At 68.5% G+C, this 24656-nt stretch carries 23 protein-coding genes; 5 read left to right on the forward strand and 18 right to left on the reverse strand.

The window, feature by feature from the left end:
• Positions 1-2: 2 nt before the first annotated feature.
• The 6 genes from AB5J62_RS42090 to AB5J62_RS42115 all read right to left on the reverse strand — a co-directional run bounded on the left by AB5J62_RS42090 (position 3) and on the right by AB5J62_RS42115 (position 6204).
• Positions 3-662, reverse strand: coding sequence for a TrmH family RNA methyltransferase (locus tag AB5J62_RS42090; protein WP_370945638.1), 660 nt, complete (start codon positions 660-662; stop codon positions 3-5).
• Positions 663-676: 14 nt separating this feature from the next.
• On the reverse strand, positions 677-1066 hold the full coding sequence (locus AB5J62_RS42095) for a DUF2784 domain-containing protein (protein ID WP_370945639.1): 390 nt from the start codon (positions 1064-1066) through the stop codon (positions 677-679).
• A 400-nt stretch (positions 1067-1466) separates the two neighbouring features.
• A complete protein-coding gene (gene pyrE, locus AB5J62_RS42100; RefSeq protein WP_370945640.1) occupies positions 1467-2027 on the reverse strand; it encodes an orotate phosphoribosyltransferase in 561 nt (186 codons plus the stop codon).
• Between the two features lie 25 nt (positions 2028-2052).
• Complete coding sequence (locus AB5J62_RS42105) at positions 2053-4506, reverse strand: FtsX-like permease family protein (RefSeq protein WP_370945641.1); 2454 nt, start codon at positions 4504-4506, stop codon at positions 2053-2055.
• Entirely contained in the window at positions 4506-5240 is a 735-nt protein-coding gene (locus tag AB5J62_RS42110; RefSeq protein WP_370945642.1) for an ABC transporter ATP-binding protein, read from the reverse strand. Before AB5J62_RS42110 ends, AB5J62_RS42105 begins: the two co-directional genes overlap by 1 nt.
• Positions 5241-5439: 199 nt before the next feature.
• The gene (locus AB5J62_RS42115; protein WP_370945643.1) at positions 5440-6204 is read right to left on the reverse strand and encodes an SDR family NAD(P)-dependent oxidoreductase; all 765 of its coding nucleotides are present in this window, start codon (positions 6202-6204) and stop codon (positions 5440-5442) included.
• A gap of 66 nt (positions 6205-6270) precedes the next feature.
• Between AB5J62_RS42115 and AB5J62_RS42120 the strand changes: the two genes are divergently transcribed.
• The gene (locus AB5J62_RS42120; protein ID WP_370945644.1) at positions 6271-7329 is read left to right on the forward strand and encodes a hypothetical protein; all 1059 of its coding nucleotides are present in this window, start codon (positions 6271-6273) and stop codon (positions 7327-7329) included.
• Between the two features lie 84 nt (positions 7330-7413).
• On the opposite strand, the gene AB5J62_RS42125 is transcribed toward AB5J62_RS42120, so the two are convergent.
• The 4 genes from AB5J62_RS42125 to AB5J62_RS42140 all read right to left on the reverse strand — a co-directional run bounded on the left by AB5J62_RS42125 (position 7414) and on the right by AB5J62_RS42140 (position 12622).
• Positions 7414-8169: a hypothetical protein gene (locus tag AB5J62_RS42125; RefSeq protein WP_370945645.1), complete on the reverse strand. Its 756-nt coding sequence runs from the start codon at positions 8167-8169 to the stop codon at positions 7414-7416.
• A gap of 90 nt (positions 8170-8259) precedes the next feature.
• Positions 8260-10860, reverse strand: a complete 2601-nt coding sequence (gene clpB / locus AB5J62_RS42130; protein WP_370945646.1) for an ATP-dependent chaperone ClpB — start codon at positions 10858-10860, stop codon at positions 8260-8262.
• Between the two features lie 64 nt (positions 10861-10924).
• Positions 10925-12097 (reverse strand): MFS transporter, encoded by a 1173-nt coding sequence (locus AB5J62_RS42135; protein ID WP_370945647.1) that lies wholly within the window; start codon positions 12095-12097, stop codon positions 10925-10927.
• 48 nt (positions 12098-12145) lie between these two features.
• Positions 12146-12622: a MarR family winged helix-turn-helix transcriptional regulator gene (locus tag AB5J62_RS42140; protein ID WP_370945648.1), complete on the reverse strand. Its 477-nt coding sequence runs from the start codon at positions 12620-12622 to the stop codon at positions 12146-12148.
• A gap of 175 nt (positions 12623-12797) precedes the next feature.
• Between AB5J62_RS42140 and AB5J62_RS42145 the strand changes: the two genes are divergently transcribed.
• Both AB5J62_RS42145 and AB5J62_RS42150 read left to right on the forward strand, forming a co-directional pair.
• Positions 12798-13973: a globin domain-containing protein gene (locus AB5J62_RS42145; RefSeq protein ID WP_370945649.1), complete on the forward strand. Its 1176-nt coding sequence runs from the start codon at positions 12798-12800 to the stop codon at positions 13971-13973.
• A 9-nt stretch (positions 13974-13982) separates the two neighbouring features.
• Positions 13983-14684, forward strand: a complete 702-nt coding sequence (locus tag AB5J62_RS42150) for a dienelactone hydrolase family protein (RefSeq protein WP_370945650.1) — start codon at positions 13983-13985, stop codon at positions 14682-14684.
• On the opposite strand, the gene AB5J62_RS42155 is transcribed toward AB5J62_RS42150, so the two are convergent.
• A complete protein-coding gene (locus tag AB5J62_RS42155; protein WP_370945651.1) occupies positions 14603-15235 on the reverse strand; it encodes a pyridoxamine 5'-phosphate oxidase family protein in 633 nt (210 codons plus the stop codon). The two genes, AB5J62_RS42150 and AB5J62_RS42155, sit on opposite strands and share 82 nt — an antisense overlap.
• Before the next feature lie 243 nt (positions 15236-15478).
• Here AB5J62_RS42155 and AB5J62_RS42160 point away from each other — a divergent pair, with 243 nt between their 5' ends.
• Together AB5J62_RS42160 and AB5J62_RS42165 are read left to right on the forward strand one after the other, a co-directional pair.
• Positions 15479-16609 carry a globin domain-containing protein gene (locus AB5J62_RS42160; protein ID WP_370945652.1) on the forward strand — a complete coding sequence of 377 codons (1131 nt, stop codon included), beginning with the start codon at positions 15479-15481 and terminating at the stop codon, positions 16607-16609.
• A gap of 29 nt (positions 16610-16638) precedes the next feature.
• On the forward strand, positions 16639-17319 hold the full coding sequence (locus AB5J62_RS42165; protein ID WP_370945653.1) for a dienelactone hydrolase family protein: 681 nt from the start codon (positions 16639-16641) through the stop codon (positions 17317-17319).
• Positions 17320-17388: 69 nt separating this feature from the next.
• On the opposite strand, the gene AB5J62_RS42170 is transcribed toward AB5J62_RS42165, so the two are convergent.
• The 7 genes from AB5J62_RS42170 to AB5J62_RS42200 all read right to left on the reverse strand — a co-directional run bounded on the left by AB5J62_RS42170 (position 17389) and on the right by AB5J62_RS42200 (position 24546).
• Positions 17389-17811, reverse strand: coding sequence for a heat shock protein transcriptional repressor HspR (locus AB5J62_RS42170; protein ID WP_370945654.1), 423 nt, complete (start codon positions 17809-17811; stop codon positions 17389-17391).
• Positions 17811-18989: a molecular chaperone DnaJ gene (gene dnaJ, locus AB5J62_RS42175; RefSeq protein ID WP_370945655.1), complete on the reverse strand. Its 1179-nt coding sequence runs from the start codon at positions 18987-18989 to the stop codon at positions 17811-17813. The genes AB5J62_RS42170 and dnaJ overlap by 1 nt, the downstream gene beginning before the upstream one ends.
• Positions 18990-19015: 26 nt before the next feature.
• Positions 19016-19708: a nucleotide exchange factor GrpE gene (gene grpE, locus AB5J62_RS42180; RefSeq protein WP_370945656.1), complete on the reverse strand. Its 693-nt coding sequence runs from the start codon at positions 19706-19708 to the stop codon at positions 19016-19018.
• Positions 19705-21570 carry a molecular chaperone DnaK gene (gene dnaK / locus AB5J62_RS42185; RefSeq protein WP_370945657.1) on the reverse strand — a complete coding sequence of 622 codons (1866 nt, stop codon included), beginning with the start codon at positions 21568-21570 and terminating at the stop codon, positions 19705-19707. The genes grpE and dnaK overlap by 4 nt, the downstream gene beginning before the upstream one ends.
• 160 nt (positions 21571-21730) lie before the next feature.
• Positions 21731-23107, reverse strand: coding sequence for an alpha/beta hydrolase (locus AB5J62_RS42190; RefSeq protein ID WP_370945658.1), 1377 nt, complete (start codon positions 23105-23107; stop codon positions 21731-21733).
• Positions 23104-23751 carry a DUF4097 family beta strand repeat-containing protein gene (locus tag AB5J62_RS42195; protein ID WP_370945659.1) on the reverse strand — a complete coding sequence of 216 codons (648 nt, stop codon included), beginning with the start codon at positions 23749-23751 and terminating at the stop codon, positions 23104-23106. The genes AB5J62_RS42190 and AB5J62_RS42195 overlap by 4 nt, the downstream gene beginning before the upstream one ends.
• 24 nt (positions 23752-23775) lie before the next feature.
• Positions 23776-24546, reverse strand: coding sequence for a DUF4097 domain-containing protein (locus AB5J62_RS42200; protein WP_370945660.1), 771 nt, complete (start codon positions 24544-24546; stop codon positions 23776-23778).
• Positions 24547-24656: the final 110 nt, after the last annotated feature.

Here is a 24656-nt window from a genome sequence, read left to right on the forward strand (position 1 = left end):
GTTTACCAAGCGTCCTTGAGGTCGGCGTGCTGGCGTACCCAGGTGTGCATGACGATGCCCGCCGCCACGCCCGCGTTGATCGAGCGCGTCGTGCCGAACTGCGCGATCGAGACCACGAGCGACGCTGACGCCTGCGCTTCCGCGGAGAGTCCGGGGCCTTCCTGTCCAAAAAGGAGGATCGAATTCCTCGGCAGCTCAACGGTTTCGACCGGCACCGAGCCCGGCGTGTTGTCGACTGCCACGATCGCCAGCCCGGAGTCCGAGGCGTACTCGACAAGCCCTGAGACGTCGGCGTGGTGTTCGAGGTGCTGGTATCGGTCGGTGACCATGGCGCCGCGGCGGTTCCAGCGGCGGCGGCCGACGATGTGCACGGCCGCTGCCGCGAAAGCGTTGGCGGTGCGGACGACCGTGCCGATGTTGTGATCGTGCTGGAGGTTCTCGATGGCCACGTGGAACGGATGCCGTCGGCTGTCCACATCGGACACGATCGCCGAGCGGCGCCAGTACCGGTACGCGTCGACGACGTTGCGGCGGTCGCCGTTTTCGAGCAGCTCGGGGTCGTACCGCTCGTCGGTCGGCCACTCGCCTTCCCACGGCCCGACGCCGACCTCTTCGCGGGCGACCCACTCGGTGGGCCCGGTCTCGTCCGGCTCAGCAGTCACCCGCTGATTGTCGCTCAGCCCAGGCTGACGCGGTGCGCCGGTGCTTCCTCGAGGTGACGGTGGCGCCAGCGCTGGTACGCGCCGACGTAGGAGATGACCACGACCGCGAGCGCGATGACCACGACCATCGGCAGCATCGGCCTCGGGAAGACGGTGCCGTAGAGGTAGTAGGCGTTGAATCCGCCTGGCAGGTCGCCGAGGCCCTGCTGATGGCGGAAGTAGTTCTCGAGGGCGGTGAACGGGCACGGGATCGGGAAGATGTTGACCAGCACGCCCCACAGCACGGCGGCCATGTGCGCGAAGATCACCTTCGGCCAGCGCCAGGCGAGGAAGCCGCCGAACCCGATCGCGAGCAGCGCCAGGATGTGCAGAGCGACCGTTATGTCGGCGAGTACTCCGGCCATCGCTACCCCCTTTACGATCCCCGGTCACTTTCGACCGTACTCCGGGAACGCTGAGAATGCGTCGACATAACGACCTGCCGACACAGAGTTCAACCCAAAGCTTGAACGCGTTTACCCAGCGTGTGGGCCAGGCGGCGGATCTTCGGGGAATTGGGGGATGCGGCCGGGTGGTGGCGGCGGCTTCTCGCCGGGAGGGAACTCCGGCTTCCGGCCCGGGTACTGAGTGGGCGGCTCGTGCGGATATTGCTCCGGCGCGCCTGGCGGTTTTTCGCGGCGCGGGAACGGTTTCGGTGTGCCGGGGCGCTCCGGTGGGGTGCCCGGCGGAGGCGGGGTGTCCACGTACTCGACGTTACCCCCGCCTCACGCAGGGCGCAGGCTGATCCGCTACCGGCGAACGGGCTTACAAGCCCAGGTCGTCCTTGCCGAGCAGGTAGCGGTATTCGAGGCCTTCCTTCTCGACGGCCTCGCGGGCGCCGGTGTCACGGTCGACGACCGTCGCCACGCCGACGACCGTCGCGCCGGCTTCACGCAGCGCCTCGACGGCGGTGAGCACGCTGCCGCCGGTGGTCGAGGTGTCCTCGACGGCCAGCACGCGCTGGCCCAGCACCTCGACGCCTTCGATGCGCCGCTGCATGCCGTGCGTCTTCAGCGCCTTGCGCACGACGAACGCGTCGAGCACGACGCCGTCGGACGAGGCCGAGTGCAGCATCGCGAGCGCGACCGGGTCCGCGCCGAGCGTCAGTCCGCCGACCGAGCCGAAGTCCCAGTCCGCGGTGAGCTGGCGGAGCAGCTTGCCGATCAGGGGCGCGGCCGCGTGGTGCAGCGTCGCGCGCCGGAGGTCGATGTAATAGTCGGCTTCCTTGCCAGAGGCCAAGGTCACTTTGCCGTGCACCACGGAAAGATCCGTGACCAGCCTCGCCAATTCGAACTTCGCCGCTTGATCCAATCCGGGGTACGCCACGGCCGGAATCCTCGCATACGCACTCTCAGTCATCGGCCAGAGCCGCCTCGGCGGGACGGCCGCGCGTGGCCGCCCAGGTCGGGACCAAAGTCGCGAACAGGGCGAGCGCGCCGGCGATCCCGGCGATGGTCAGGTAGATCGAGAGCGGCCCGGTCGGCAGCACCGAGTCGGTCACCACCAGGCAGAACGGGACGATGGCGCCCGCGGAGACGATCGTCCCGAGTGTCACCCCGACGACCGCGATCAGCACGCCTTCCATGCCCATCATGCGCAGCACCTGGGCGCGGGTGGCGCCGGTGAGCCGTTGCAGGCCGAACTCGCGGCGCCTGCGCATCGTGCCCATCACCAGCGTGTTGACCACGGAGATCACCGTGTACGCCATGATCATGCCGACCAGCAGGTAGTTGACCCAAGCGCCGATCTCCCGGTCTTGGACGTGCGCGGAGAAGAGCGCTTCGCGACCCGCGACGGTCACGCCCGGTCGGGCCAGTTGTCCCAAGTCCGCGGACCCGCGCACCAGGATCTGCCGTGCGAGCCCGGTCGTGGTGTGCGGCGCGATGGTCTCGGCAGGCATGAGCAGGCTTTCGAAACCCGCGCGAGCCGGGAAGACGGCCACGACCACCACGTCGGTCACGGCCCCATCGCCGAGCATCACCACGAGGCGGTCGCCGACCTTGTGCCCGAGCGACTCCGGCATCGCGACGGTGTTGCCGTGCAACGCGGTCAGCGTTCCCGAAGACGGGACCGCCGCGGTGGTCTGCGCCGCGCCGTCCGCGGTCACCCCCAGCACGGGAATGCCGTCGTCGTCGGTCTCACCGAACGGCTTGAGGATGAACACCTGGCTGGGCACGTATTCCGAAGCGCCTGTGACGCCTGGCGTCGCCTTGACCTTCTCAAGCATCGAGGAGTCGAGCCCGGCAGGTGCGCTGATCACCGCGTCGGCGCGCAGGTTCTCGGTGAACGCCTGGTCGGAGACGGCCGCCTGGGTGGTCTGCAGGTAGATGTTGGCGGTCGCGATGCCGGTGGCCAGCATGATCGGGGTGACCGCGGCCGCGATGCGCACGCTGCGGCCACGGGCGTTGAGCATCGCGAACCGGCCGCTCACGCCGGACAGCGCGCGCAACGGCCACTGCACGATCGCGACCAGCAGTTTCGTCACGCCAGGGCTGATCATCGCCAGGCCGATCGCCCACAGCATGACCGCGGGTCCGGCGGTGCTCGCCGCGACCGGGCCGGTCATCACCGCGACCGTCACGATCGCCAGCGCGCTCCCGCCGCCGAAGCACAGCACAGCGAAGATCACGCGCATCGGCGTCAGCCAATGCCGCTGGACGCCCGCCTCCATCAGCGCCTCGGTCGGCCGGGTGCGCGCGGCCCGGTTCGCCGCGAGCAGCGCGCCGAAGAACGCGGCCAGCGTCGCCGCGCCCGCGGCCGCCACCACCGGGATCCAGCCCTGGTGGAACTCGACGACCGGCGGGACCACGCCGTTCTCGACGAGCTGATCGAACAGCCAGCGCCCCAGCAGCGAGCCGAGCAGCCCGGCGATTCCGGTGGCCAGCACCGAGACGACCATCGCCTCGCCGAGCACCATCCGGCGCAGCTGCCTCGGCGTCGTGCCGATGGCGCGCAACAGCGCCAGCTCACGCATGCGTTGCTGGACCGACAACGCGAGCGTGCTGCCCACCACGAACATAGCGACCATCACCGACAATCCGCCGGACACGGCCGCGAGCACGATCAGCGCCTCACCACTGGTGACGGCCTCGGGGAACTCGACGGTCCCCCGGTCGTCGCCGGTCAGCGCCAGCGCGGAAGTGCCGCGCAGCGCGGCCGAAAGGTCCGTGGTGACCGGCGCGAAGACGCCGATGACGTCGACCCGGCCGGGATGTCCGGACAGCCGCGCGGCCTCGCCGTCGGAGAAGAACACCGACGGCTTGCCGACCGCGTGCACCGGCGCGGCGACACCCGAGATCCGGAACGACTCGACGCCGCCGGGCACCGGAAGGTCGATCCGGTCGCCGACCGTGCCCGACTCGACGACGACCTCGCCCTCGCCGGGCGCCTTGCCGGAGGTCAGCGTGTACGGGGTGAGCGCGGCGGACGACCAGCCGTGGCCGACCGCTTGCCCTGCCGGGAAAGAGAAGTCCGCGACGACCTGCTCGACGCCCGGCACCGCGCGCAGCTTCGCGACCAGCGAAGCGTCGAGCCTGACCTTCTCGGGCAGGTTCGCTGTCTCGGTCTTGAGGTCCTTTTCGGGGTCGCGCTCGGCCGGATCCTCCTTGGGGATCTCGAGCTGCTGCGCGCCGGCGACGACGATCGGCGCGCCCGCGAGCCGCTGTGGCTGCACGGCCGTGCGGATGCCGGTCTCCATCAGCCCGCCGCACGCCATCACGATCAGCGCGCCGAAGAACATCGCGACGAAGGTGGCGAGGAACCCGCCTTTGCGCAGCCGCAGCGTGCGCAGTGCCATCCGCAGCATCAGGCACCGACCAGTTCGCCGAGGTGGGTCATCCGCTCGGCGACGACCGCGGCGGTCGGCGCGTGGATCTCGTCGACCAGCCTGCCGTCGGCGAGGAACACGACGCGGTCGGCGTAGGACGCGGCGACCGGGTCGTGCGTGACCATGACGACCGTCTGCCTGGTGTTCTTGAGCAGGCCGAGCACGTCGGCGGCGGTGCGCGAGTCGAGCGCGCCGGTCGGCTCGTCGGCGAACACCACCGCGGGCTTCGCGATCAGCGCACGCGCGATCGCGACCCGCTGCTGCTGGCCGCCGGACAGTTCCGACGGCAGGTGCTTGCGGCGATCGGCCAGCCCGACGCTCGCGAGCACCTCGCGCACGAATGTCCGGTCGGCCTTACGCCCGGCCAGCATCTGCGGGACGGTGACGTTTTCCTCCACCGTCAGCGCCGGGAGCAGGTTGAACGCCTGGAAGATGAAGCCGACCCGGTCACGCCGCAGCTTGGTCAGCTTGGTCTCGCTGAGCGTCGACAGGTCCTGGCCGTCGAGCACGACGCTGCCCGACGTCGGCCGGTCGAGCCCGGCGGCGCAGTGCAGGAAGGTGCTCTTGCCGGAGCCCGAAGGCCCCATCACCGCGGTGAAGCCGCCACGCGGGAAGCCGATGGTGACGCCCTTGAGCGCCGCGACGCCGGAGTCGCCCTTGCCGTAGACCTTGCGGACACCGTCGAGGCGGACCGCGTCATTCCCCAGTTCCATGCACAAAACGCTAGGCATCCAGCACCCCGAACTCCCTGGGGCGCACGAGCGTCTTCGAGGTGGGGCTAGCCCTACATAGCCTTATCTAGCCTTTTCGCGATACTCACCTAGAAGCCGGGATAAAGCGGGCTTTACTCCCGGGGATAAAGCCCGCTAAACACCGGGGAGTAAAGCCCGCTTTATCCCGGTCCTCAGGGGTTTAGGTGCGGCCGCGGCCGCCGACGCGGTTGCCGATGGCGCGGACGAGCGGGCGCGGGATCAGCTGGCCGAGCGTGACCACGGCCTTGTACTGGAAGCTCGGTACCGAGACCGTCTTGCCGCGGCGCAGATCGGCGAGCGCCTCGGTGACCACCTGGTCGGGCTTGAGCCAGAACTTCTGGGGTCCTGGCTTGTCGAGACCGGCCCGCTCGTGGAACTCGGTCGTCGTGAAACCGGGGCAGAGCGCCATCACGCGGACACCGGGCGGCAACGCGGCAGCGATGCCTTCCGAGAACGAGGTCACCCAGCTTTTGCTTGCGGTGTAAGTGGATCCGCGGCCGCGGAAGAAACCGGCGACCGAGCTGACGTTGATCACGTCGCCGCGTCCGCGCTCGATCATGCCGGGCAGCACCGCCCTGGTCAGCCGGAGCACCGCGGTCACGTTGACGTCCAGCTGAGCCTGCAGCTCGTCTTGCGAAATCGTCCAGAATTCACCGCTCAGGCCGAATCCCGCGTTGTTCACGAGCAGGTCGACGTCCCCGGCGAGCCGTTCTTCGACCGAAGTCCGCCCCTCGACGGTGGACAGATCGGCTGGCAAGGCTAAAGCCTCGATGGAGTGGTTTCGCGCGAGCTCGGCGGCGAGCGCTTCGAGTCGGCCGGCGTCACGGGCCACGAGCACGAGGTCATGGCCTTCGGCGGCCAATGTGCGCGCGAACTGGGCGCCGATGCCTGCGGTGGCGCCGGTGATCACTGCGGTGCGGGTCATTTCGCCACGGTAACGCGGTGAACCCCTGACGTGCGACGATGCTGGTCGGGAAGTATCGTCCCGCGCATGGGTCGGCACAGCATGCGCAAAGCCCGCTATCTTCCCAAGGTCGCCGCGGGCGCCGCGCCGCTCGCGCTGGTGCTCGCCGGGCAGGCCGCCTGGGCCGCCGATCTGCCGATCGAGCACCGTCATTCCGGGTCGCTCGACCGCGGGCTCAGCCAGGGCAGCACCGACCACTCCGGTGAGAACAGCTCGTTCCTCAACGGTTTCCTCACCACCAAGAGCACCGACGTCATCACCGGTCATCTCCCGGACGGCAACACCGTCGTCGCGGGCACCACCAACGCGGGGCACGTCGAAAGCGCGCTGAACCGCCGCGAAGAGTGGGCGCTCGACCCGGCGGGCGCTGTCGCCGGCGTGCTTTCCGAGACCGACGCGCACCTCGCCACCGAGACCGAGCGTGAGGACGGGCTCCGGCTGCCGAACGGCATCGACCTGCTCAGCCAGCACTCCGAAGCCCCCGAGCTGCACTTGACCAGGACCAACCTGGTCAGCGCGCAGGGCACGCACGCGCTGTCCGACCTCGGCGGCTCGGCCGGGCTCACCAGGTCTTCCGGGCAGGCCGCCGATCTCGGCGACCTCGGCGCACTGGGGACGAGCTCGGAGCAGTTCGCGCGCGGCTCGTTCACCGGCCTGCTCGACCTGAGCCAGACCGGCGGCACGGTGTCGAACGGCCTCGACGGCGCGTTCAACCAGGCGCACGCCATCGGCGGCCACCTCGGCGGGCTGTCGACCTCGGTCGCGAGCGCGCAGTCGGGCAAGCTCGGCTACTTCGGTGCATTCCGGGGCACGCTGCCCGGGGTGGTCGAGGGCGGCGAGGCCGCGCTCGGCAACTCGTTCAGCGGTGACCTCGGCATCGAGCACGTCGCCGCGCTCAACGCCGACACCGCGACCGACTTCTCGGGCGCCGCGGGCGTCAGCCAGCCGCTGACCGGCGGGCCTTCGACGCAGCAGAACGGCAAGGTCGCCCAGGAGGTCGGGGGCAGCGTGACCGTGCTCGACCAGGCTCCGATCGCGGGCGGCCTGAGGATCAGCGGGCTTCCGCTCGACATCCAGCCGCAGTAACGGGGTCAGGCCCGGGATAAAGCGGGCTTTACTCCGCGATGTAAAGCGGGCTTTATCCCCTGGAGTAAAGCCCGCTTTATCGCGTCAGTAGGAGTCGGGGCGTTGCTGCTGGTCGGGCGAGTGGACCTGCTCCGGCTGGTCGTCCTGCCAGTGCTTGCCGGGTGCGGGCACCGCGGTGGCGCCGCCGACACCTTCGCTGAACTCCTCGTCGAACGGGTCGACGATGTCGGCGATCTCGCCGAGGTCGCGCAGCAGGCGCTCCAGCCTGGACGGCCCGGCGTTCGGGGCGGCGCTGGCCAGCACCCATTCGTTCTCGAGCCAGGCGACGCCGACGTCGCCGCCGAGTGAGTCGGCGGCGTCGACCAGGTCCTGGGTGATGATCACGCGGGCGGCGTCGCCGTCGTCGGCGAAGGCGTAGCGCTGGCCGATCGGGCCGAGCATCTCGGGCATGCCGTCACGCTGGAACGGGACGCTGGCCAGCCACATCTCCAGCAGCGTCTGGTGCACGCGGTTGCAGCGCACGGCGACGACGACCGCCGGGATCTGGCCGTTCGACTCGATGTCGAAGATGAACACCGGGCGGCGGCCGTCCGAGGTGAAGGTGGAGCCTGCGACGACGTTGACCGCCGCCTCGGCGCCGAAGTACCCGAGCGCACCACCCTGCCACTGCTGCGGCAGCCGCTCGTCCTCTTCGACGAACTGCCAGCCGCGCAGCTCGGCCCAGCGCATCCGCTCACGGTTGCGCGAGCCTTCACGCGCTCTGTCGGCAGCTAGCAGCCCGAGCCCCGCCACCAATGCGACAGCGGCGATGACAAACCAGATCCACGCCGGAATACCCACGTAGACAAGCGTATCCCCCGGCCACCTCCGAAGAGATCAGCCGGGGGAGTGTCGCGCTGAATCATTTGGATGTAGGTCGCGTCTCGTGGCCTACTCGACGCGCCCAACCACGAGAGAGTCGCTCGCCTCAAGCTCCGGAATGTCGACACGGACGGTGTCGCCGTCGCGGATCTCGCCGCCGAGCAGCGCCTTGGCCAGCTGGTCGCCGATGGCGGACTGAACCAATCGTCGCAACGGGCGCGCGCCGTAGATCGGGTCGAAACCGTTCAGCGCCAGCCATTCGCGGGCACCCTCTGTGACGTCCAGGGTGAGCCTGCGCGCCGCGAGCCGCTTCGCGAGCCTGTCGATCTGAATGTCCACAATGGACGTCAACTGCTCGGTGCCGAGCGAGTGGAAGACCACAATGTCGTCAAGTCGATTCAGGAACTCGGGCTTGAAGTGCCGCTGCACGACCGACAGCACCGCGTCCTTGCGGCCACGCTCGTCGAGCTGCGCGTCCGCGATGGACTGCGAGCCGAGGTTGGACGTGAGCACCAGGATGGTGTTGCGGAAGTCGACCGTGCGGCCCTGACCGTCGGTGAGCCGACCGTCGTCGAGCACCTGCAGGAGCACGTCGAACACGTCCGGGTGCGCCTTCTCGACCTCGTCGAGCAGCACCACCGAGTACGGCCGCCTGCGCACGGCCTCGGTCAGCTGACCGCCCTGGTCGTAGCCGACGTAGCCGGGCGGGGCGCCGACCAGGCGGGCCACCGAATGCTTCTCGGCGTACTCGCTCATGTCGATGCGCTGCATGGCGCGCTCGTCGTCGAACAGGAACTCCGCCAGCGCCTTGGCCAGCTCGGTCTTGCCGACGCCGGTCGGGCCGAGGAACAGGAACGACCCGGTCGGCCGGTCGGGGTCGGCGACACCGGCACGCGCGCGGCGTACCGCGTCGGACACCGCGGTGACCGCCTCCGGCTGGCCGATGACGCGGCGCTGGAGCTCCTCCTCCATCCGCAGCAGCTTGCCCGTCTCGCCTTCGAGCAGACGGCCTGCCGGGATGCCGGTCCACGCGCTCACCACGTCGGCGACGTCGTCCGCGCCGACCTCTTCCTTGAGCATGACCTGCTGCTGGGCGACGGTCTCGCTGACCGCGGTCGCGGCTTCGAGCTCTTTCTCCAGCGCCGGGATGCGGCCGTAGCGCAGCTCGGCCGCGCGGCCGAGGTCGCCGTCGCGCTCGGCGCGCTCCGACTCGCCGCGCAGCTGCTCCAGCTGCTCCTTGAACTCGCGGACGCGCTCGATCGCGCCCTTTTCGTTCTGCCAGCGCGCGGTCAGCGCGGTGAGCTGCTCGCGCCGCTCGGCCAGCTCGTGGCGCAGCGCGGCCAGCCGCTCCTTGGAGGCGACATCGTCCTCTTTGGACAGTGCCATCTCCTCGATCTCCATCCGGCGCACCGCGCGCTCGACCTCGTCGATCTCGACAGGCCGGGAGTCGATCTCCATCCGGAGCCGCGAACCGGCCTCGTCGACCAGGTCGATCGCCTTGTCCGGCAGGAACCGGGCGGTGATGTACCGATCGGACAGCGTGGCGGCGGCGACCAGCGCGGCGTCGGTGATCCGGACACCGTGGTGCACCTCGTAGCGCTCCTTGAGGCCGCGCAGGATGCCGATGGTGTCCTCGATGGACGGTTCGCCGACCAGCACCTGCTGGAAGCGCCGCTCCAGCGCCGGGTCCTTCTCGATGTGCTGGCGGTACTCGTCGAGCGTGGTCGCGCCGACCATCCGCAGCTCGCCGCGGGCGAGCATCGGCTTGATCATGTTGCCCGCGTCCATCGCGCCCTCGCCGGTCGCGCCCGCGCCGACGATCGTGTGCAGCTCGTCGATGAAGGTGATGACCTGGCCAGCCGAGTCGGTGATCTCCTTGAGCACGGCCTTGAGCCGCTCCTCGAACTCACCGCGGAACTTCGCGCCGGCGACCATCGAGCCGAGGTCCAGCCCGATGACCCGCTTGCCGCGCAAGGACTCCGGCACGTCACCGGCGATGATCCGCTGGGCGAGTCCCTCGACGATGGCCGTCTTGCCGACGCCGGGCTCGCCGATGAGGACCGGGTTGTTCTTGGTGCGCCGCGAAAGCACCTGGACGACGCGGCGGATCTCGGTGTCGCGCCCGATGACCGGGTCGAGTTCGCCGGCGCGGGCGCGCTCGGTCAGGTCGACGCCGTACTTCTCCAGCGCCTTGAACGTGCTCTCCGGATCGGCGCTGGTGATCCGCGCGGAACCGCGGACCTTGGTGAAGGCCTCGCGCAACGCCTCGGGCGTCGCGCCATGGCGGCCGAGCAGGTCGGCGACAGGACCGCCCTCGGTGGCCAGCCCGACGAGGAGGTGCTCGGTCGACACGTACTCGTCGCCGAGTTCGGTCGCCAGCTTCTGGGCGTGGGTCAGCGCCTTGACGGCGTGCGCGTCGAACTGCGGGCTCGACACGGTGGCGCCGGTCGCGGACGGCAGCGCCTGGATGATCGGCTCGAGCTCCTTGTGCACCTGCGCCGGATCGGCCCCGACCGCGGTCAGCAGCGGCGCGGTGAGGCCCTCGCCCTGCGCCAGCAGCGCGCCGAGCAGGTGCGCGGCGGCGACATAGGGGTTTCCGGCCATGGTGGCGGCCTGCGCGGCCGACGAGATGGCCTGCTGGGTCTTCGTGGTCGGGTTGAAAGCGTCCATCCCTCACCTCTGTCAAAAGTACTGTTCGCTATCCCTAACGTCAGAAAAGTTGAGTCTGTTCCGCTCAACCCTGAATCGGTGTCACGGCTTCCTCCGGCAGCCGGGGCCCGAGCCACCCGAGCCCGGCAACGGCCAAGCAGGCGCATGCCGCGACCAGCACCCATGGCAACCAGACTGCCAGCGAAAACAGCCCCGCGACAGCCGGGGCCAGCACCGAAGAGAAGGTGAACGCGTACTGGTACGCGGCCAGATAACGTCCGCGCGCCGCCGGTGGTGCCGCCGCTTCGGCGAGCGCGCCACCCCGGGGGCCGAAGATCAGTTCGCCCGCTGCCAGCACGAGCGTGACGGTCAGCAGGTACAGCGGGAGCCCGTCGAACGGCACGACGATCGCGATGAGACTGAGCGCCGACCAGGCCGCGAAGAGCGCGGAGCCGAGCCGCATCGCACCGATTCGGGTGAACCGGCGGGTGTGCCGCAGCGCGAGGGTGCCGCTCAGGCTGAACGACAGCGTGAACACCGCCAGTATCGCGCCGGGCAGCCAGCTCGGGCCGCGCAACTGGTCGAGCACGAACACCGGCATGCCGACGAGGAAGAAGTCGAGCGAGAGGCTGAACAGCCCGCAGAAGAAGATCAACGCCAGGTACGGCCGGTTCTGCGTCACCTTCGCCGGCACCTTCTCGAACCAGGCGACCTTGTGCGGCGCGTCGACGAACGTGACGACCACGGCGGCGGCGAGCAGGAAGGTGAGCACGTCGCCCACGAGCGCCATGCGGTAGCCGGACGGCACGAAGGCCGCGGCGAAGGCGCCGGCGCCGAAGCACGCCGTCCGCACCATCGCGACCACCGCGAACGGCCGGTCCTTCGGCACGTTGCCCGCGACGTCGGCGACGAGCACGTAGAGCGCGCAGTAGAACAGCTGCTGGCCGACGGCGACGATCATCGCCACCACGACCACCGTCACCACGCCATGGGCCAGCAGATACAGCGAAACCCCGGTCGCCTGCACGAGGAACGCGGCGACCACCACCCAGCGCGGGCCGATCCAGTCGACCAGGTGCCCGGCCACCGGCGGCACCGCGAAGGCGACCAGCCCCCCGCCGGTGATCGCCATGCCCGCGACGCCGAGCGGCAGCCCGACCTCACGGGTGACATAGAGCAGGACGAGCGGCAGGAAGAGGCCCGTGCCGAAGTTGTCGAGCCCGAGTGCGATGAGCAGCGCGGCCCGGCTTCTCGTCACATCCCGAAACCTAACCGGTCAAAAAGCACCGGCACAGACTCCGTAGGGTTACGAAACTTCGCACTTGACCTCGGTCGCAAGGGCTTTGCGTAGATCTTTGTTCATCGCGGCGAGACGCTGCGTCAGATCCGTCACCTGATCGGCGTCCCAACCGGCCAGCGCGTGGGTCATGAACTCCAGATAGCGCCCGCGCCACGCCAGCAACTCGGCTTGGCCGCGCTCGGAAACGCTGATGAGCGACGCGCGGCCGTCCTCCGGCGCCGGGCGGCGGTCGATCAGCCCGGCCGAAGACAGCTGGGCGATCTGCCTGCTGACGACGGAAATGTCGACCATGCGCCGTTTCGCGACGTCCGACGGGCGCGACTCGCCGAACTTGGCGAGGTCCGACAGCAGCATCGCGGCCGCCGGATGCAGGCTGGGGTTCGCCTGCCAGACTTGCATCAGCCAGGCGTGCTGTAGCTGCGAAGAGGTCTTCAGCTCCCGCATGAGCTCGACGCGGGCGTCGTCCTCGCTCTCGGTGCTCATCGTTGACCTCCAAGATGGTTGTACGATACAAGCTTAGGCAGAACGGTTGCACCGGGCAACTAGTTGCCGAGTGACCCTCGGTACACCCGGACGGAGCAACAATGCGGGCAACGGGCTGGTCTCCGGCTACCCTGCGGACAGCCCGGAAACGCCGGTCGATCGACACATAGGACACATGACAGCCGACGCGGTTAGCCCACTTCCCCGATCTTCCACCCACCGGGAGGCCCCGCCCGCCGTCACGGCGATGGTAGGGCTCATCCGGGATGCCTGGGACAAGGCCGAGCCGTTCCTGCCCGAGATCTCCCAGTTCTTCTACGGGATGCTGTTCACGCTCGCGCCCGCCACCCGCGACTTCTTCCCGATCAACATGGAAGTGCAGCGCGGCCGCCTGGTGCGCGCGCTGGTGCACATCGTGCAGATGGTGGACCGGCCGGACGACCTCGTCCCTTTTCTCAAGCAGCTCGGCCGCGACCACCGCAAGTTCGGCGTCATCCCGCGGCACTACGAGGCCGTCGGCACCGCGCTGCTCGCTTCGCTGAAGAACCACCTCGGTCCCGACTGGACGCCGGAGGTCGAGCGCGCGTGGGCGGAGGCGTTCACCATCGTCGCGCGCGCGATGCAGGAGGCGGCGGCTTCCGACCAGAACCCGGCTTCGTGGACCGCGACCGTCGTCGAGCACCGCAGGCTGACCTGGGACCTCGCGCTGGTGCGACTGCAGCCGGAGCACCCGGTGCCGTACCTCCCCGGCCAGTACATGAGCGTCGAAGTGCCGCAGCGGCCCCGGTTGTGGCGGTACCTCTCACCTGCCAACGCGCCGCGCGAAGACGGCGGCATGGAGTTCCACGTGCGCGCGGTCGACGGCGGCTGGGTCTCGCGCGCGATCGTGAGCCACACGCAGTCCGGTGACATCTGGCGCTTCGGCCCGCCGCTCGGCCGGATGCGGGTCGACCGCGAGGCCGGCCGCGACGTGCTGATGATCGCGGGCGGCACCGGCATCGCGCCGATCAGCTCGATTCTCGACGACCTCGCGCAGTGGGGCGAGAACCCCAAGGTGCGCGTGTTCTACGGCGGGCAGACCCGCGAAGACCTCTACGACCTCGAGCAGCTGCGCGCGCTGGCGGCCACGAACCCGTGGCTGAACGTCGTGCCGGTGATCGAGCGCGGCCCCGGCCTGGCCGGCGGCGAAAGCGGCACACTGGCCGAAGCCGTCACCCGATACGGCGCATGGCCTGGGCACGACGTGCTCGTGTCCGGGTCGCCCGCGATGATCAGGGCGACCGTTTCGCGGATGCTCGTGGCAGGCACCGCGTTGGATCAGATCCAGTACGACCCGTTCACCATCGACTAAGGGGTTTTTGTGCGGATTCCGGTTTCTCAGGGGACTATCGAGGGCTACCTGGCGGAACCGGAAGGCGAAGGCCCCTTCCCCGGCGTCGTGGTCATCCACGACGTGCTGGGACACGGTGAGGACGCGCGGCGGATCACCGACCGGTTCGCGCGGGACGGCTACCTGGCGCTGAGCCCCAACATGTATTCGCGCGGCGGGGCGCTGCGCTGCATCAAAGGCGTGTTCCGGGACCAGTTCCGTGGCAGCGGACAGGCGTTCGACGACATCGAGGCCGCGCGCAAGCTGCTCGCCGAACGGGCCGACTGCACCGGAAAGGTCGGAATAGTCGGGTTCTGCATGGGTGGCGGGTTCGCGCTCGTCGCGGCGGCCGGCGACTTCGACGCGGCCGCGCCCTATTACGGCTTCCTGCCGAAGAACCTGTCCGTGCTCGACGACGCCTGCCCGATCGTCGCGAGCTACGGCAAGAAGGATCTCGGGCTGCGCAACGCGGCCGCGAAGCTCGAGAACGAGCTCAGCTCACGCGGGATTCCGCACGACGTCAAGGAATACCCCGACTGCGGGCACTCGTTCGCGAACCAGATGAAGCCGGGCATGATGACCACGCTCGCCAAGATCACCGGGATGAGCTATCACGAGCCGTCCGCCGAGGACGCCTGGAGCAGGGTGCTCGCCTTCTTCTCCGAGCACTTGTCGGAGCGGACTCCGAAGTAGTCACCACCTTTGCTGCGCACGTCGTCGGTGCCCCACGCGCGGTCGGCAGGCGCTTTGACGAGCCGCGGAATGTGCTTGCGGCAGTGGACGTACGCCTCGTGCACCCACAGCACGACCCAGCGCTCCGCCCGCCTGCCGCGCTCCTGCTCGACCGGGATCCACGGGCAGGCGGTGCGGATCTCCTCATCGGTCACCACATAACCGGCGCCGTTGAGATGCAGTCCGATACGGGCCGTGGAGAAATCGATTAACAGCAGGCTGAGATGTGGGTTTTCGGTGATGTTGCCCAGGCTCGCGAGTACCCCGTTGCCGCGGTACTCGGGGTAGGCGACTCGCTGGTGGTCGAGCACTCTGATGAATCCGGCCGGCCCCGCCCGGAACGAACAATCGGTGTTGCCGCGCGCGTCGGCGGTGGCGATGAACGCCATTTCCATGCGCTTGACAAATTCGATCATCGCCGGATTCAAATGATCTAGCATTTGATCTTTGTAGAACCTCTCGGCCCGCGCGGTCGTACCATAGGCGCATTGCAGGAGATCCTCGGCCGTCATCAGAGAACTTTCGCACAGATACCTGCGAAAACAGCGTCTGTGACGGAAAAAGATGTTACTGCACGCGTGTGAACTACGCTGTGCGACTCCCTGTGAACACCTTGGTCCGTTCGAGCCTAAAGCGCTCACGATCGTGCACATGCACGGGAATCCGGATTACAGTCGTCGACTCTCGGGGCCTGCACGACGATCAGGAGCATCTTGACTGCCAACGAGATCATTCCACAGACAACGGCAAGACCGATGCCTTTCCCACGTGTGAGCGCGGATCGGACGGTACGGCTTGTTCGTGAAAGTTTCGCGGCCGTGGAATCGCAGGCGGCGGAGCTGTCCCAATACTTCTACGGGGTTCTGTTCAGTACCGCCCCGGCGACCCGAGATCTTTTCCCGATTAACATGTCAATGCAGCGGGACCGGCTGCTGCACGCATTGGTGCATATCGTGCAGATGGTCGACCAGCCTGCCGAATTGTTGCCGTTCCTACGACAACTAGGTCGCGACCACCGGAAATTCGACGTGGTGTCGAAGCACTACGAAGCCGTCGGCGTCGCGTTGATCGCGGCGTTGAAGCGTTTCCTCAAGGACAAGTGGACGTCCGAAGTGGAACACGCGTGGACGAGCGCGTACGACACCATCTCCCGCGCCATGCGTGAGGCGGCGGCCGCCGACACCGGGCCCGCGTGGTGGCCGGCGACCGTGCTGGAGAACCGCAAACTCAACCGGGATCTGTCGATCATCAGGGTCAGACCTGACAAACCCTTGCCTTATCTGGCAGGCAATCACATCAGCGTCCAGGTGCCGCAACGGCCCCGGATGTGGCGGTATCTCTCACCCGCCAACGCACCCCGCGACGACGGGACGTTGGAGTTCCACGTGCGAGCGGTGCGTGACGGGTGGGTGAGCCGCGCGATCGTGCAGTACACCCGCGAGGGTGACATGTGGCAGCTCGGGCCGCCGCTCGGCAGCCTCGCCGTGCGCCGGGCGACCGGACGGGAGCAACTGCTCATTGCGGGCGGAACGGGCATCGCCCCGTTGCGCGCGATCATCGAGGATTTGGCGCGGTGGAAGACAAATCCCGTGGTCCACCTGTTTTTCGGCGGCGCGGACCCCGAGTCGCTCTATTGCCTCGGCGAACTGCGCGCGCTCGCCGCGACGAGCCCGTGGCTGAAACTGGTGCCCGTCACCGAGGACGACGTGCTCACTGGAGGTGAGCAAGGAACGTTGCCGGATGTGGTCGGCAGGCGCGGTCCGTGGAAGGACCACGACGTGCTCGTCTCGGGTTCGCCGTCGATGGTGCGGGCGACCATCGCGCGGCTGACATCCGGTGGAACACCGCACGAACGCATTACCTACGACCCGTTCACGGTCGACTGAGCGCCGTCGGCGGCCGTACCCTTTCGCACATGGTGGAGATTTCGGTTGCGGACGGCAAGATCGACGGATATCTCGCGAAACCCGAAGGCGCGGGGCCACACCCCGGCGTCGTGGTGCTCCACGACGCGATCGGCCTCGGCAAGGACATCAAGGGCATCGCCGACCGGTTCGCCGCGGCGGGTTATCTAGCGCTGGCGCCGGACCTGTTCTCCCGCGGTGGCAGGCTTTCGAGCAGCAAGGCCGTGTTCGAAAACATGCTGGAAGCACAGGGCCGCGCCTTCGAGGACATCGAATCGGCGCGCCTGTTCTTGGCCGACCAGGGCGCGGCCAAGATCGGCGTGGCCGGCTTCGGCATGGGCGGCGGGCTGGCACTCGTCGCGTCGTCGCGCAAGTTCGACGCGGCCGCGGCCTACTACGGCTTCCTGCCCAAGGACATGTCCATCTTCGAGGGCGCCTGCCCGATCGTCGCGAGCTACGGCAAGAACGACATCACGTTGAAGGGCGCGGCTTCCCTGCTCGAACTGGACCTGCTCAACCGCGGCGTCACGGCCGACGTGAAGGAATACCCCGAGGCCGGCCACGGCTTCGCGACCAAGCCACGGCTGGGTGCGCTGAGCAAGGTCGTCAAGGCGGCGCCCGGTCACCACGCCGAGTCCGCCGAAGACGCCTGGCGCCGCGTCACCACGTTCTTCAACGAACACCTGCGCTGAGCCGGGATAAAGCGGGCTTTACTCCCGGGGATAAAGCCCGCTAAACACCGGGGAGTAAAGCCCGCTTTATCACCGCTTTTTGGGCTTCCAGACGACCAGGGCGGTCTGGGGCATGGGCACCAGGTCGCGACGGTAGGAGGCGTGCACCGAGGCGGCCGTGTTCTGGGCCGCGGCGTAGGCGGCGGCCAGTTCGTCGGTGAGCGCCGCCACGCGGTCGCGCAGCGCGTCGACCATGTTCTCCAGCTCGATGATGCGCTTGATGCCTGCGAGGTTCACACCGTCCTCTTGGGACAGTCGCTGGACCTCGCGGAGCAGCGCGATGTCACGCATGGAGTAGCGGCGGCCGCCGCCGCTCGTCCGGCCGGGCGAGACGAGCCCGAGCCGGTCGTACGAGCGCAACGTCTGTGCGTGCAGACCGGAAAGCTGTGCTGCCACGGAGATGACGAAGACGGGCGTGTCCTCGTCAACGCCGGTCGGCATTCCACCCAGCATCACGCACCTCGTTCCCGAAGCAGTTCGGTGATCTCCGGCCTTGGGTCGTGCTCGGCCATGGCCTTGGCGTAGGCCTCGAGCGCCTCACGCGCCGAATCGTCCAATTTGGACGGTACGGACGCCTGAACCGTGACGAGCAGGTCGCCCTGCGCGCCGTCCCGCTTGGTGATGCCCTTGCCACGGGCGCGGAAGGTGCGCCCGCTGGCCGTGCCTGCCGGCACCTTGATCGAAACCCGGCCGTCCAGCGTCGGCACTGTGATGGTGCCACCGAGTGCGAGCTCGGTGAAAGCGACCGGAACGGTGATGGTGAGATCCAGCGCCTTGCGGCCGAACACCGGGTGATCCGCGACGTGCACGCGCACGTACAGGTCACCCGCCTGCGCGCCGCCCCTGCCCGGTTCACCCTGGCCGGCCAGCCGGATGCGCTGATCGTCGCTCACCCCTGGCGGGATGCGGACGGTCAGCGTGCGCGTCTTCGAGCTGATGCCCTCGCCCGCGCATTCCGGGCACGGGTCGTCGATGATCGTGCCGCGGCCGCGGCAGTCGCGGCACGGCTCCGAGAACGCGAACGAACCCTGGCTGCGGCTCACCAGTCCCGACCCGGAACAGGTCGGGCAGGTGCGCGGCGTGGTGCCCGGCTTGGCGCCGTTGCCACCACAGGTCGAACACGTGGCGGGACTCGACAGCCGCAGCGGCAGCGTCGCGCCCTTGACCGCCTCGACGAAATCGATGCGGACGTCGGTCTCGACATCGGCGCCACGCTGCGGACGGTTCGCCGTCGCACCGGCCGCCTTGCCCCGGCCGAACAAGCCGCCGAGTATGTCGCCGAGCCCGCCGAAGCCGCCCTGCTGCTGGCCACCGGCGCCACCGAAGATGTCGCCGACGTCGAAGCCGCCCGGCTGGCCGCCGCCGCCGAACCCGCCGAAGCCGCCACCGGAGCCGAACAGGCGCTTCGCCTCGTCGTACTCCTTGCGCTTCGCCGGGTCGGACAGCACGCCGTGCGCCTCGGAGACGGCCTTGAACTTCTTCTCGGCCTCGGCGTTGCCCGGGTTGGCGTCGGGGTGGTTCTCCTTCGCCAGCTTGCGGTACGCCTTCTTGATCTCGTCCGCGGTGGCGTCGGAGGAGACGCCCAACTCACGGTAGAAGTCCTTACTGATCCACTCCCGCGGGCTGCTCATGTCAGGCGTCTCCTCCTCTCTTGCTCTTAGCGGTTGTTCTCATCGACGAACTCGGCGTCGATCGGCAGCTGACCCTCGACAGGCGCGTCCACCGGCGGCGCGGCGGCCGCGGGCTCGTGGTCGGTGACCGTGACCAGCGCCGCGCGCAGCACGCGCTCGCCGAACTTGTAGCCGCGGCGCATGACGATGGTGACCGTCGGGCCGTCGACGTCCGGCGAGGTGTTGTGCTGCACGGCCTCGTGCACGCTCGGGTCGAAGGCCTCACCCTCGGCGCCGAACGACTCGAGACCCGCACGCTGGAGCCCGGCGACCAGCTTGTCGCCGACCGCCTTGAACGCGCCGGTCAGGTCACCGTGCTGGGCGGCCCGCTCGAGGTCGTCGAGCAGCGGGAGCAGGTCACCGACGACCGAGGCCTTCGCGTTCGCGACGACCTGCTCGCGGTCCCTGTCGACCCGCTTGCGGTAGTTGGCGTACTCCGCCTGCAGGCGCTGCAGGTCGGCGGTGCGCTCCGCCAGCTCCTTCTCGACACCCTCGGTCGCGGACACGGCTTCGTCCACAATGGACTCCCCGAGCGAGGGCCCGGCGGGTTCCGCCGGGGCCTCGTGTGCGGGCTGGTGCTCGCGCACCTCGCCCGTCTCCGGGTCGATCCTGCGCCGGTCCCGCACCACGACGGGCTCCTCGGGACCCCTGTCTTCGGATTCCTCGTGGCGTCCGGTCACTTCGCCTGCGCCCCCGGCTTCTCGTCGTCGACGATCTCGGCGTCGACGACGTCATCGTCGGCTTTGGCATCGGCCTTCGGCGCGTCACCGGTCGCGGCGCTCTCAGTGGCCGGCGTGCCCTGCGCGTTGGCGTAGAGCGCGGTGCCCAGCTCCTGCGAAGCGGCGTTCAGCTTCTCGATGGACTCACGGATCTTGGCGGAGTCGGTGCCCTTGAGCGCCTCGTTCGCCTCGTCGATCGCGGACTTGACCTTGCCCTTGAGGTCCTCGGGCAGCTTGTCCTCGTTGTCCTTGACAAACTTCTCGGTCTGGTAGACCAGCGTCTCGGCCTGGTTGCGGGTTTCCGCCTCGTCGCGCCGCTTCTTGTCCTCTTCGGCGTGCTCCTCGGCGTCCTTGACCATGCGCTCGATGTCTTCCTTCGGCAGCGCGGAGCCACCGGTGATCGTCATCGACTGCTCCTTGTTCGTGCCCAGGTCCTTGGCGAGGACGTGCACGATGCCGTTGGCGTCGATGTCGAAGGTGACCTCGATCTGCGGCACGCCACGCGGGGCAGGCGGCAGGCCGGTCAGCTCGAACATGCCGAGCTTCTTGTTCTGCGCGGCGATCTCACGCTCACCCTGGAACACCTGGATCTGCACCGACGGCTGGTTGTCGTCCGCGGTGGAGAAGATCTCCGAGCGCTTGGTCGGGATCGTGGTGTTGCGCTCGATGAGCTTGGTGAACACGCCACCCTTGGTCTCGATGCCCAGCGACAGCGGGGTCACATCGAGCAGCAGGACGTCCTTGACCTCACCCTTGAGCACACCGGCCTGCAGCGCGGCACCGACGGCGACGACCTCGTCCGGGTTGACGCCCTTGTTCGGCTCGCGGCCGCCGGTCAGCTCCTTGACCAGGTCGGAGACGGCGGGCATGCGGGTGGAGCCACCGACGAGGACCACGTGGTCGATGTCGCCGACGGCGACACCGGCGTCACGGATGACATCGTTGAACGGCTTGCGGGTGCGCTCCAGCAGGTCGTTGGTGATCTTCTGGAACTCGGCGCGGGAGAGCTGCTCGTCGAGGAACAGCGGGTTCTTGTCCGCGTCGACCGTGATGTAGGGCAGGTTGATGCCGGCGCTGTTCGAGCTGGACAGCTCGATCTTCGCCTTCTCGGCCGCCTCGCGGATGCGCTGCAGGGCCATCTTGTCCTTGGTCAGGTCGATGCCGCTGGACGCCTTGAACTTGTCGACCAGCCAGGTGACGATGCGCTCGTCCCAGTCGTCGCCACCGAGGTGGTTGTCACCGGAGGTCGCGCGGACCTCGACAACGCCTTCACCGATCTCCAGCAGCGAGACGTCGAACGTGCCGCCGCCGAGGTCGAAGACCAGAATGGTCTGCTCTTTCTCGCCCTTGTCCAGGCCGTACGCCAGCGCGGCCGCGGTCGGCTCGTTGACGATGCGGAGCACGTTCAGGCCCGCGATCTGCCCGGCCTCCTTGGTGGCCTGGCGCTGCGCGTCCTCGAAGTACGCGGGGACGGTGATGACCGCGTCGGTGATCTCCTCGCCCAGGTACGCCTCGGCGTCGCGCTTGAGCTTCATCAGCACGCGGGCGGAGATCTCCTGCGAGGTGTACGACTTGGCGTCGATCTCGGTCTTCCAGTCGGTGCCGACGTGCCGCTTGACGGACCGGATGGTGCGGTCGACGTTCGTCACGGCCTGGTTCTTGGCCGGCTGACCGGTCAGCACCTCGCCGTTCTTGGCGAAGGCGACGATGGACGGGGTGGTGCGGGAACCTTCGGAGTTGGCGATGACCGTCGGCTCGCCGCCCTCCAGGACGGCGACGACCGAGTTGGTCGTGCCGAGGTCGATGCCGACCGCTCGTGCCATTTTCCTACTCCTCCTGCTGTACGTCTTGGGTCTGAGTTGAGCGGCTTACGCTCAAGTTCCGAGAAGAGTCTGCCACGTCCGTCAAACCAGACTTGAGCGGGCTGGACTCAACCTTCTTGCCGGGTCAACGAGCGAGTGCCGCCGGTTGTTCCCGAGCCGGTCAGCAACGCGTGCTGTGATCCGGGACAACCCCGCTGACCAGGTATTTCGCCTCTTCGGTCCGCACGCAGGCCGAGTTGTAGAGGCCGGTGTGGCCGTCCGCCGCGTAGGTGAGGAGGTGGCCTCCGGAGATCCGCGAGACCAGTCCGCGCGCCCAGACGAGCGGGGTCGACGGGTCGTGCTCGCCGCCGACGACCAAGATCGGCGGCACGTCTTTCACGCGCTCCGGCTGCGGCGGGAACTGGGCCTTGATCGGCCACCCCGCGCAGCCCGCGGCCAGCTCCCACATCTCCGAGTAGTGCCAGGTGTGCGGCGCCAGTGTCCGCACCATGCTCGCCGAGACGCGCATGTCGGCCGCGCCGGTGAACGGCGACGGGAAGTCGTGGCAGCCGATCACGCGGAAGGACGCCCCGTACTCCGTGCCCAGTGAAGAATTGCCGAGCAGCGGCTCGAGGTCCGGCTGAGCGCCGGTCGCGTTGGCCAGCAGCTTCGACAGCACCGGCCAGGCCTGAGTGAGGATCAGCCCGCCGTAGAAGCCGTTCGCCAGCCGCTCCGCACGCGGGTCGCGCATGAGCTGGTCGTAGCGAGCGATGACGTCCTGGCCTCGCAGCGCGCACTCGTCGGTGGTCTGACACCACGCGGCGAAGCGGTGCAGTGAGTCCTCACCCGCGATGGCCGAGTCGAGGATCGTCAGCCGCATCGGACGCGAGTGGTCGACCGCGCCGTCGAGCACGGCCGCGCGCACCCGTGAGGGGTACCTGGCCGCGTACGTCGCGCCGACCTCACTGCCGTAGGAAACGCCCAGCCAGGAGATCTTGGATTCACCCAGCGCGCGGCGGATGGCGTCGATGTCGTCGGCCACGCTGACCGTGTCGACATGCTCCGCGGCCGGTCCCGTGCGAGCGAGACAGTCCTTGCCCGCGGCACGGTTCAGTTCGATGAGCCGCTGGTACGCGGCGTTGTCACGCGGGAACATCCCGATCGACGGGTCGTACAGCTTCGCCGGGTCGCACTGGATCTTCGGCGTGCTCTCGCCGACGCCGCGTGGATCGAAGCCGATGAAGTCGAACCGCTTGCGGAGTTCGGCGAACTCGGGCGTCGTCGTGCCGAGTTCACCGCGGCCGATGGCGCCCGCGCCCTCACCTCCTGGCCCGCCGGGGTTCGTCAGCAACGAGCCGATGCGGTCGCCGGAAGCGGGCAGCTTCGAAACGCGGATCGAGATCTTCGCGCCGTCCGGCTTGGCCCAGTCGAGCGGCACCGGCACGTTCCCGCACACCAGCTGCGAGAACAGCGGAGTCGGGCAGGGCTGCCAGTCCAGCGCCGGCGCGGCCGCGGGAGCGACAGGGGCGAGCAGGGTCAATGCGAGCGCACGGATCATGCCGGCTTCACCGTCACGGTGCCGGTGCCGGTGTTGACGTCCAGCTCGTTCGGCGAGCTCTGGTCGTTCGGCACGGTGATCTCGGTCTTGCCGACCTCGGCGCTCGCCTTGAGCTTGTAGCCGCCGGTCGGCACGGTCACCGTCACGTCGCCGACGTCGGCCAGCGCCCACACGCCACCCGGCTTGCTGAGGCTCATGTCGATGTCACCGGTGTGCACACGGGCCTTCAAGACCCCCGACACGTGATAGGCCTTGATGTCGCCGACGTCGCTGCGGACGTCGACGTTCACCGCGCGGTCGATCTGCACGTGGCCGGTGCCGGTGACCCCGGTGATCGCCAGCTCGCGCGGCAGCACCACGTCGTAGACGATGCCGCAGTTGTCGCCGCAGCCGCTGAGCACGAGCGTGCCGTTCTCGACCCGGTACGTCTGCCCCGGCCTGCTGACCTTGAAGGTGATCTGGCGCCGCACGCTGACCGGCGCGCCGTCCTCGACCCGGACGTGCACATCCCCGACCGGCACGTCGAACCGGACCGAGTTCACCTGCTCGGCGATCGGACCCCCGTCGTCGATCTTCTCTGTCGCGACACCGCACCCCGAGAGCACGAGCACCCCGGCAGCCGCTGCGAAGAGCAGTTTCTTCACTTTTTCCCCTCTTGATAAGGCTTGTCAGGCAACGTTGACGGTGACGTCACCGCTGTCCGTGTCGAGCTGCAACGTCCGCGGCGCCGACTCGTCGTTGACCACGTCGATGTCGCGCGAGCCGCTGTCGGTGCTGCCTTTGACCTGGTAACGGTCCTTCGGCACGGTGATCTTCACACTGCCGCTGTCGGCCTGCGCGGTGACATCCTGCGCCGTGTCCAGACTGAGCTTGATGCTGCCGGAGTCGGTCTTGGCCTCCGCCTTGCCACGCAGCCGGTCGCCGCTGATCGAGCCGGAGCTGGTCTTGACGTCGATGTCCTGGCCGATCCCGCTCAGGTCGATGTCGCCAGAGTCGACGTTGACCTTCACCAGGCCCGCGACGTCGGTGATCTTGACCGAGCCCGAGTCGGCCTTGACGTCGGCGCTCGCGACGCCGGTCAGCTCGATGCCGCCGGAGTCGACGTGGCCGGTGACGCTGGTGTTGAGCGGAACGGTCACGTCGTAGTCGACGGAGCAGTTCCAGCCGCACCCGCCGAGCACGAGCCGCTCGCCGTCGACCTTGTACGCGTCGCCCGGCTTGCTCCACTGGTAGGAGAAGCTCTGACGCACGGTCGTCTGGGTGACGTTGGCGGTGTGCACCTTCACCGTGCCGTTGTCGTTGTCGATGCGCACCTCGCGGATCGGCGCGCCCACCTCGCCGCTCGCCTCCGCGGACGACGGCCACCACCACCCGAAGCCCATGACCACCCCGAGCCCGATCAGTGCGATTCCACCCAGTGCCAACGCGGGGCGTGCCATATTCTTCAGTCCCTCCAGTGCAGGTTCCCTCGCAGCAAGACGCTAAAGGGGTGAAGCACCGGCTCACATCCGGGTAACCCCCGTATTCGTCCCTGAGACCACCCCCGGGA

This window comes from Amycolatopsis sp. cg5, assembly GCF_041346955.1.
Taxonomy (GTDB): domain Bacteria; phylum Actinomycetota; class Actinomycetes; order Mycobacteriales; family Pseudonocardiaceae; genus Amycolatopsis.

Excerpts from the sequence above, each read along its gene's own strand:
- AB5J62_RS42095 (WP_370945639.1), bottom strand. The coding sequence starts at position 1,066 with ATGGCCGGAGTACTCGCCGACATAACGGTCGCTCTGCACATCCTGGCG.
- AB5J62_RS42105 (WP_370945641.1), bottom strand. The coding sequence starts at position 4,506 with ATGCTGCGGATGGCACTGCGCACGCTGCGGCTGCGCAAAGGCGGGTTC.
- AB5J62_RS42110 (WP_370945642.1), bottom strand. The coding sequence starts at position 5,240 with ATGGAACTGGGGAATGACGCGGTCCGCCTCGACGGTGTCCGCAAGGTC.
- AB5J62_RS42115 (WP_370945643.1), bottom strand. The coding sequence starts at position 6,204 with ATGACCCGCACCGCAGTGATCACCGGCGCCACCGCAGGCATCGGCGCC.
- AB5J62_RS42120 (WP_370945644.1), top strand. The coding sequence starts at position 6,271 with ATGGGTCGGCACAGCATGCGCAAAGCCCGCTATCTTCCCAAGGTCGCC.
- clpB (WP_370945646.1), bottom strand. The coding sequence starts at position 10,860 with ATGGACGCTTTCAACCCGACCACGAAGACCCAGCAGGCCATCTCGTCG.
- AB5J62_RS42140 (WP_370945648.1), bottom strand. The coding sequence starts at position 12,622 with ATGAGCACCGAGAGCGAGGACGACGCCCGCGTCGAGCTCATGCGGGAG.
- AB5J62_RS42145 (WP_370945649.1), top strand. The coding sequence starts at position 12,798 with ATGACAGCCGACGCGGTTAGCCCACTTCCCCGATCTTCCACCCACCGG.
- AB5J62_RS42155 (WP_370945651.1), bottom strand. The coding sequence starts at position 15,235 with ATGACGGCCGAGGATCTCCTGCAATGCGCCTATGGTACGACCGCGCGG.
- AB5J62_RS42160 (WP_370945652.1), top strand. The coding sequence starts at position 15,479 with ATGCCTTTCCCACGTGTGAGCGCGGATCGGACGGTACGGCTTGTTCGT.
- AB5J62_RS42165 (WP_370945653.1), top strand. The coding sequence starts at position 16,639 with ATGGTGGAGATTTCGGTTGCGGACGGCAAGATCGACGGATATCTCGCG.
- AB5J62_RS42170 (WP_370945654.1), bottom strand. The coding sequence starts at position 17,811 with ATGCTGGGTGGAATGCCGACCGGCGTTGACGAGGACACGCCCGTCTTC.
- dnaJ (WP_370945655.1), bottom strand. The coding sequence starts at position 18,989 with ATGAGCAGCCCGCGGGAGTGGATCAGTAAGGACTTCTACCGTGAGTTG.
- dnaK (WP_370945657.1), bottom strand. The coding sequence starts at position 21,570 with ATGGCACGAGCGGTCGGCATCGACCTCGGCACGACCAACTCGGTCGTC.
- AB5J62_RS42190 (WP_370945658.1), bottom strand. The coding sequence starts at position 23,107 with ATGATCCGTGCGCTCGCATTGACCCTGCTCGCCCCTGTCGCTCCCGCG.
- AB5J62_RS42200 (WP_370945660.1), bottom strand. The coding sequence starts at position 24,546 with ATGGCACGCCCCGCGTTGGCACTGGGTGGAATCGCACTGATCGGGCTC.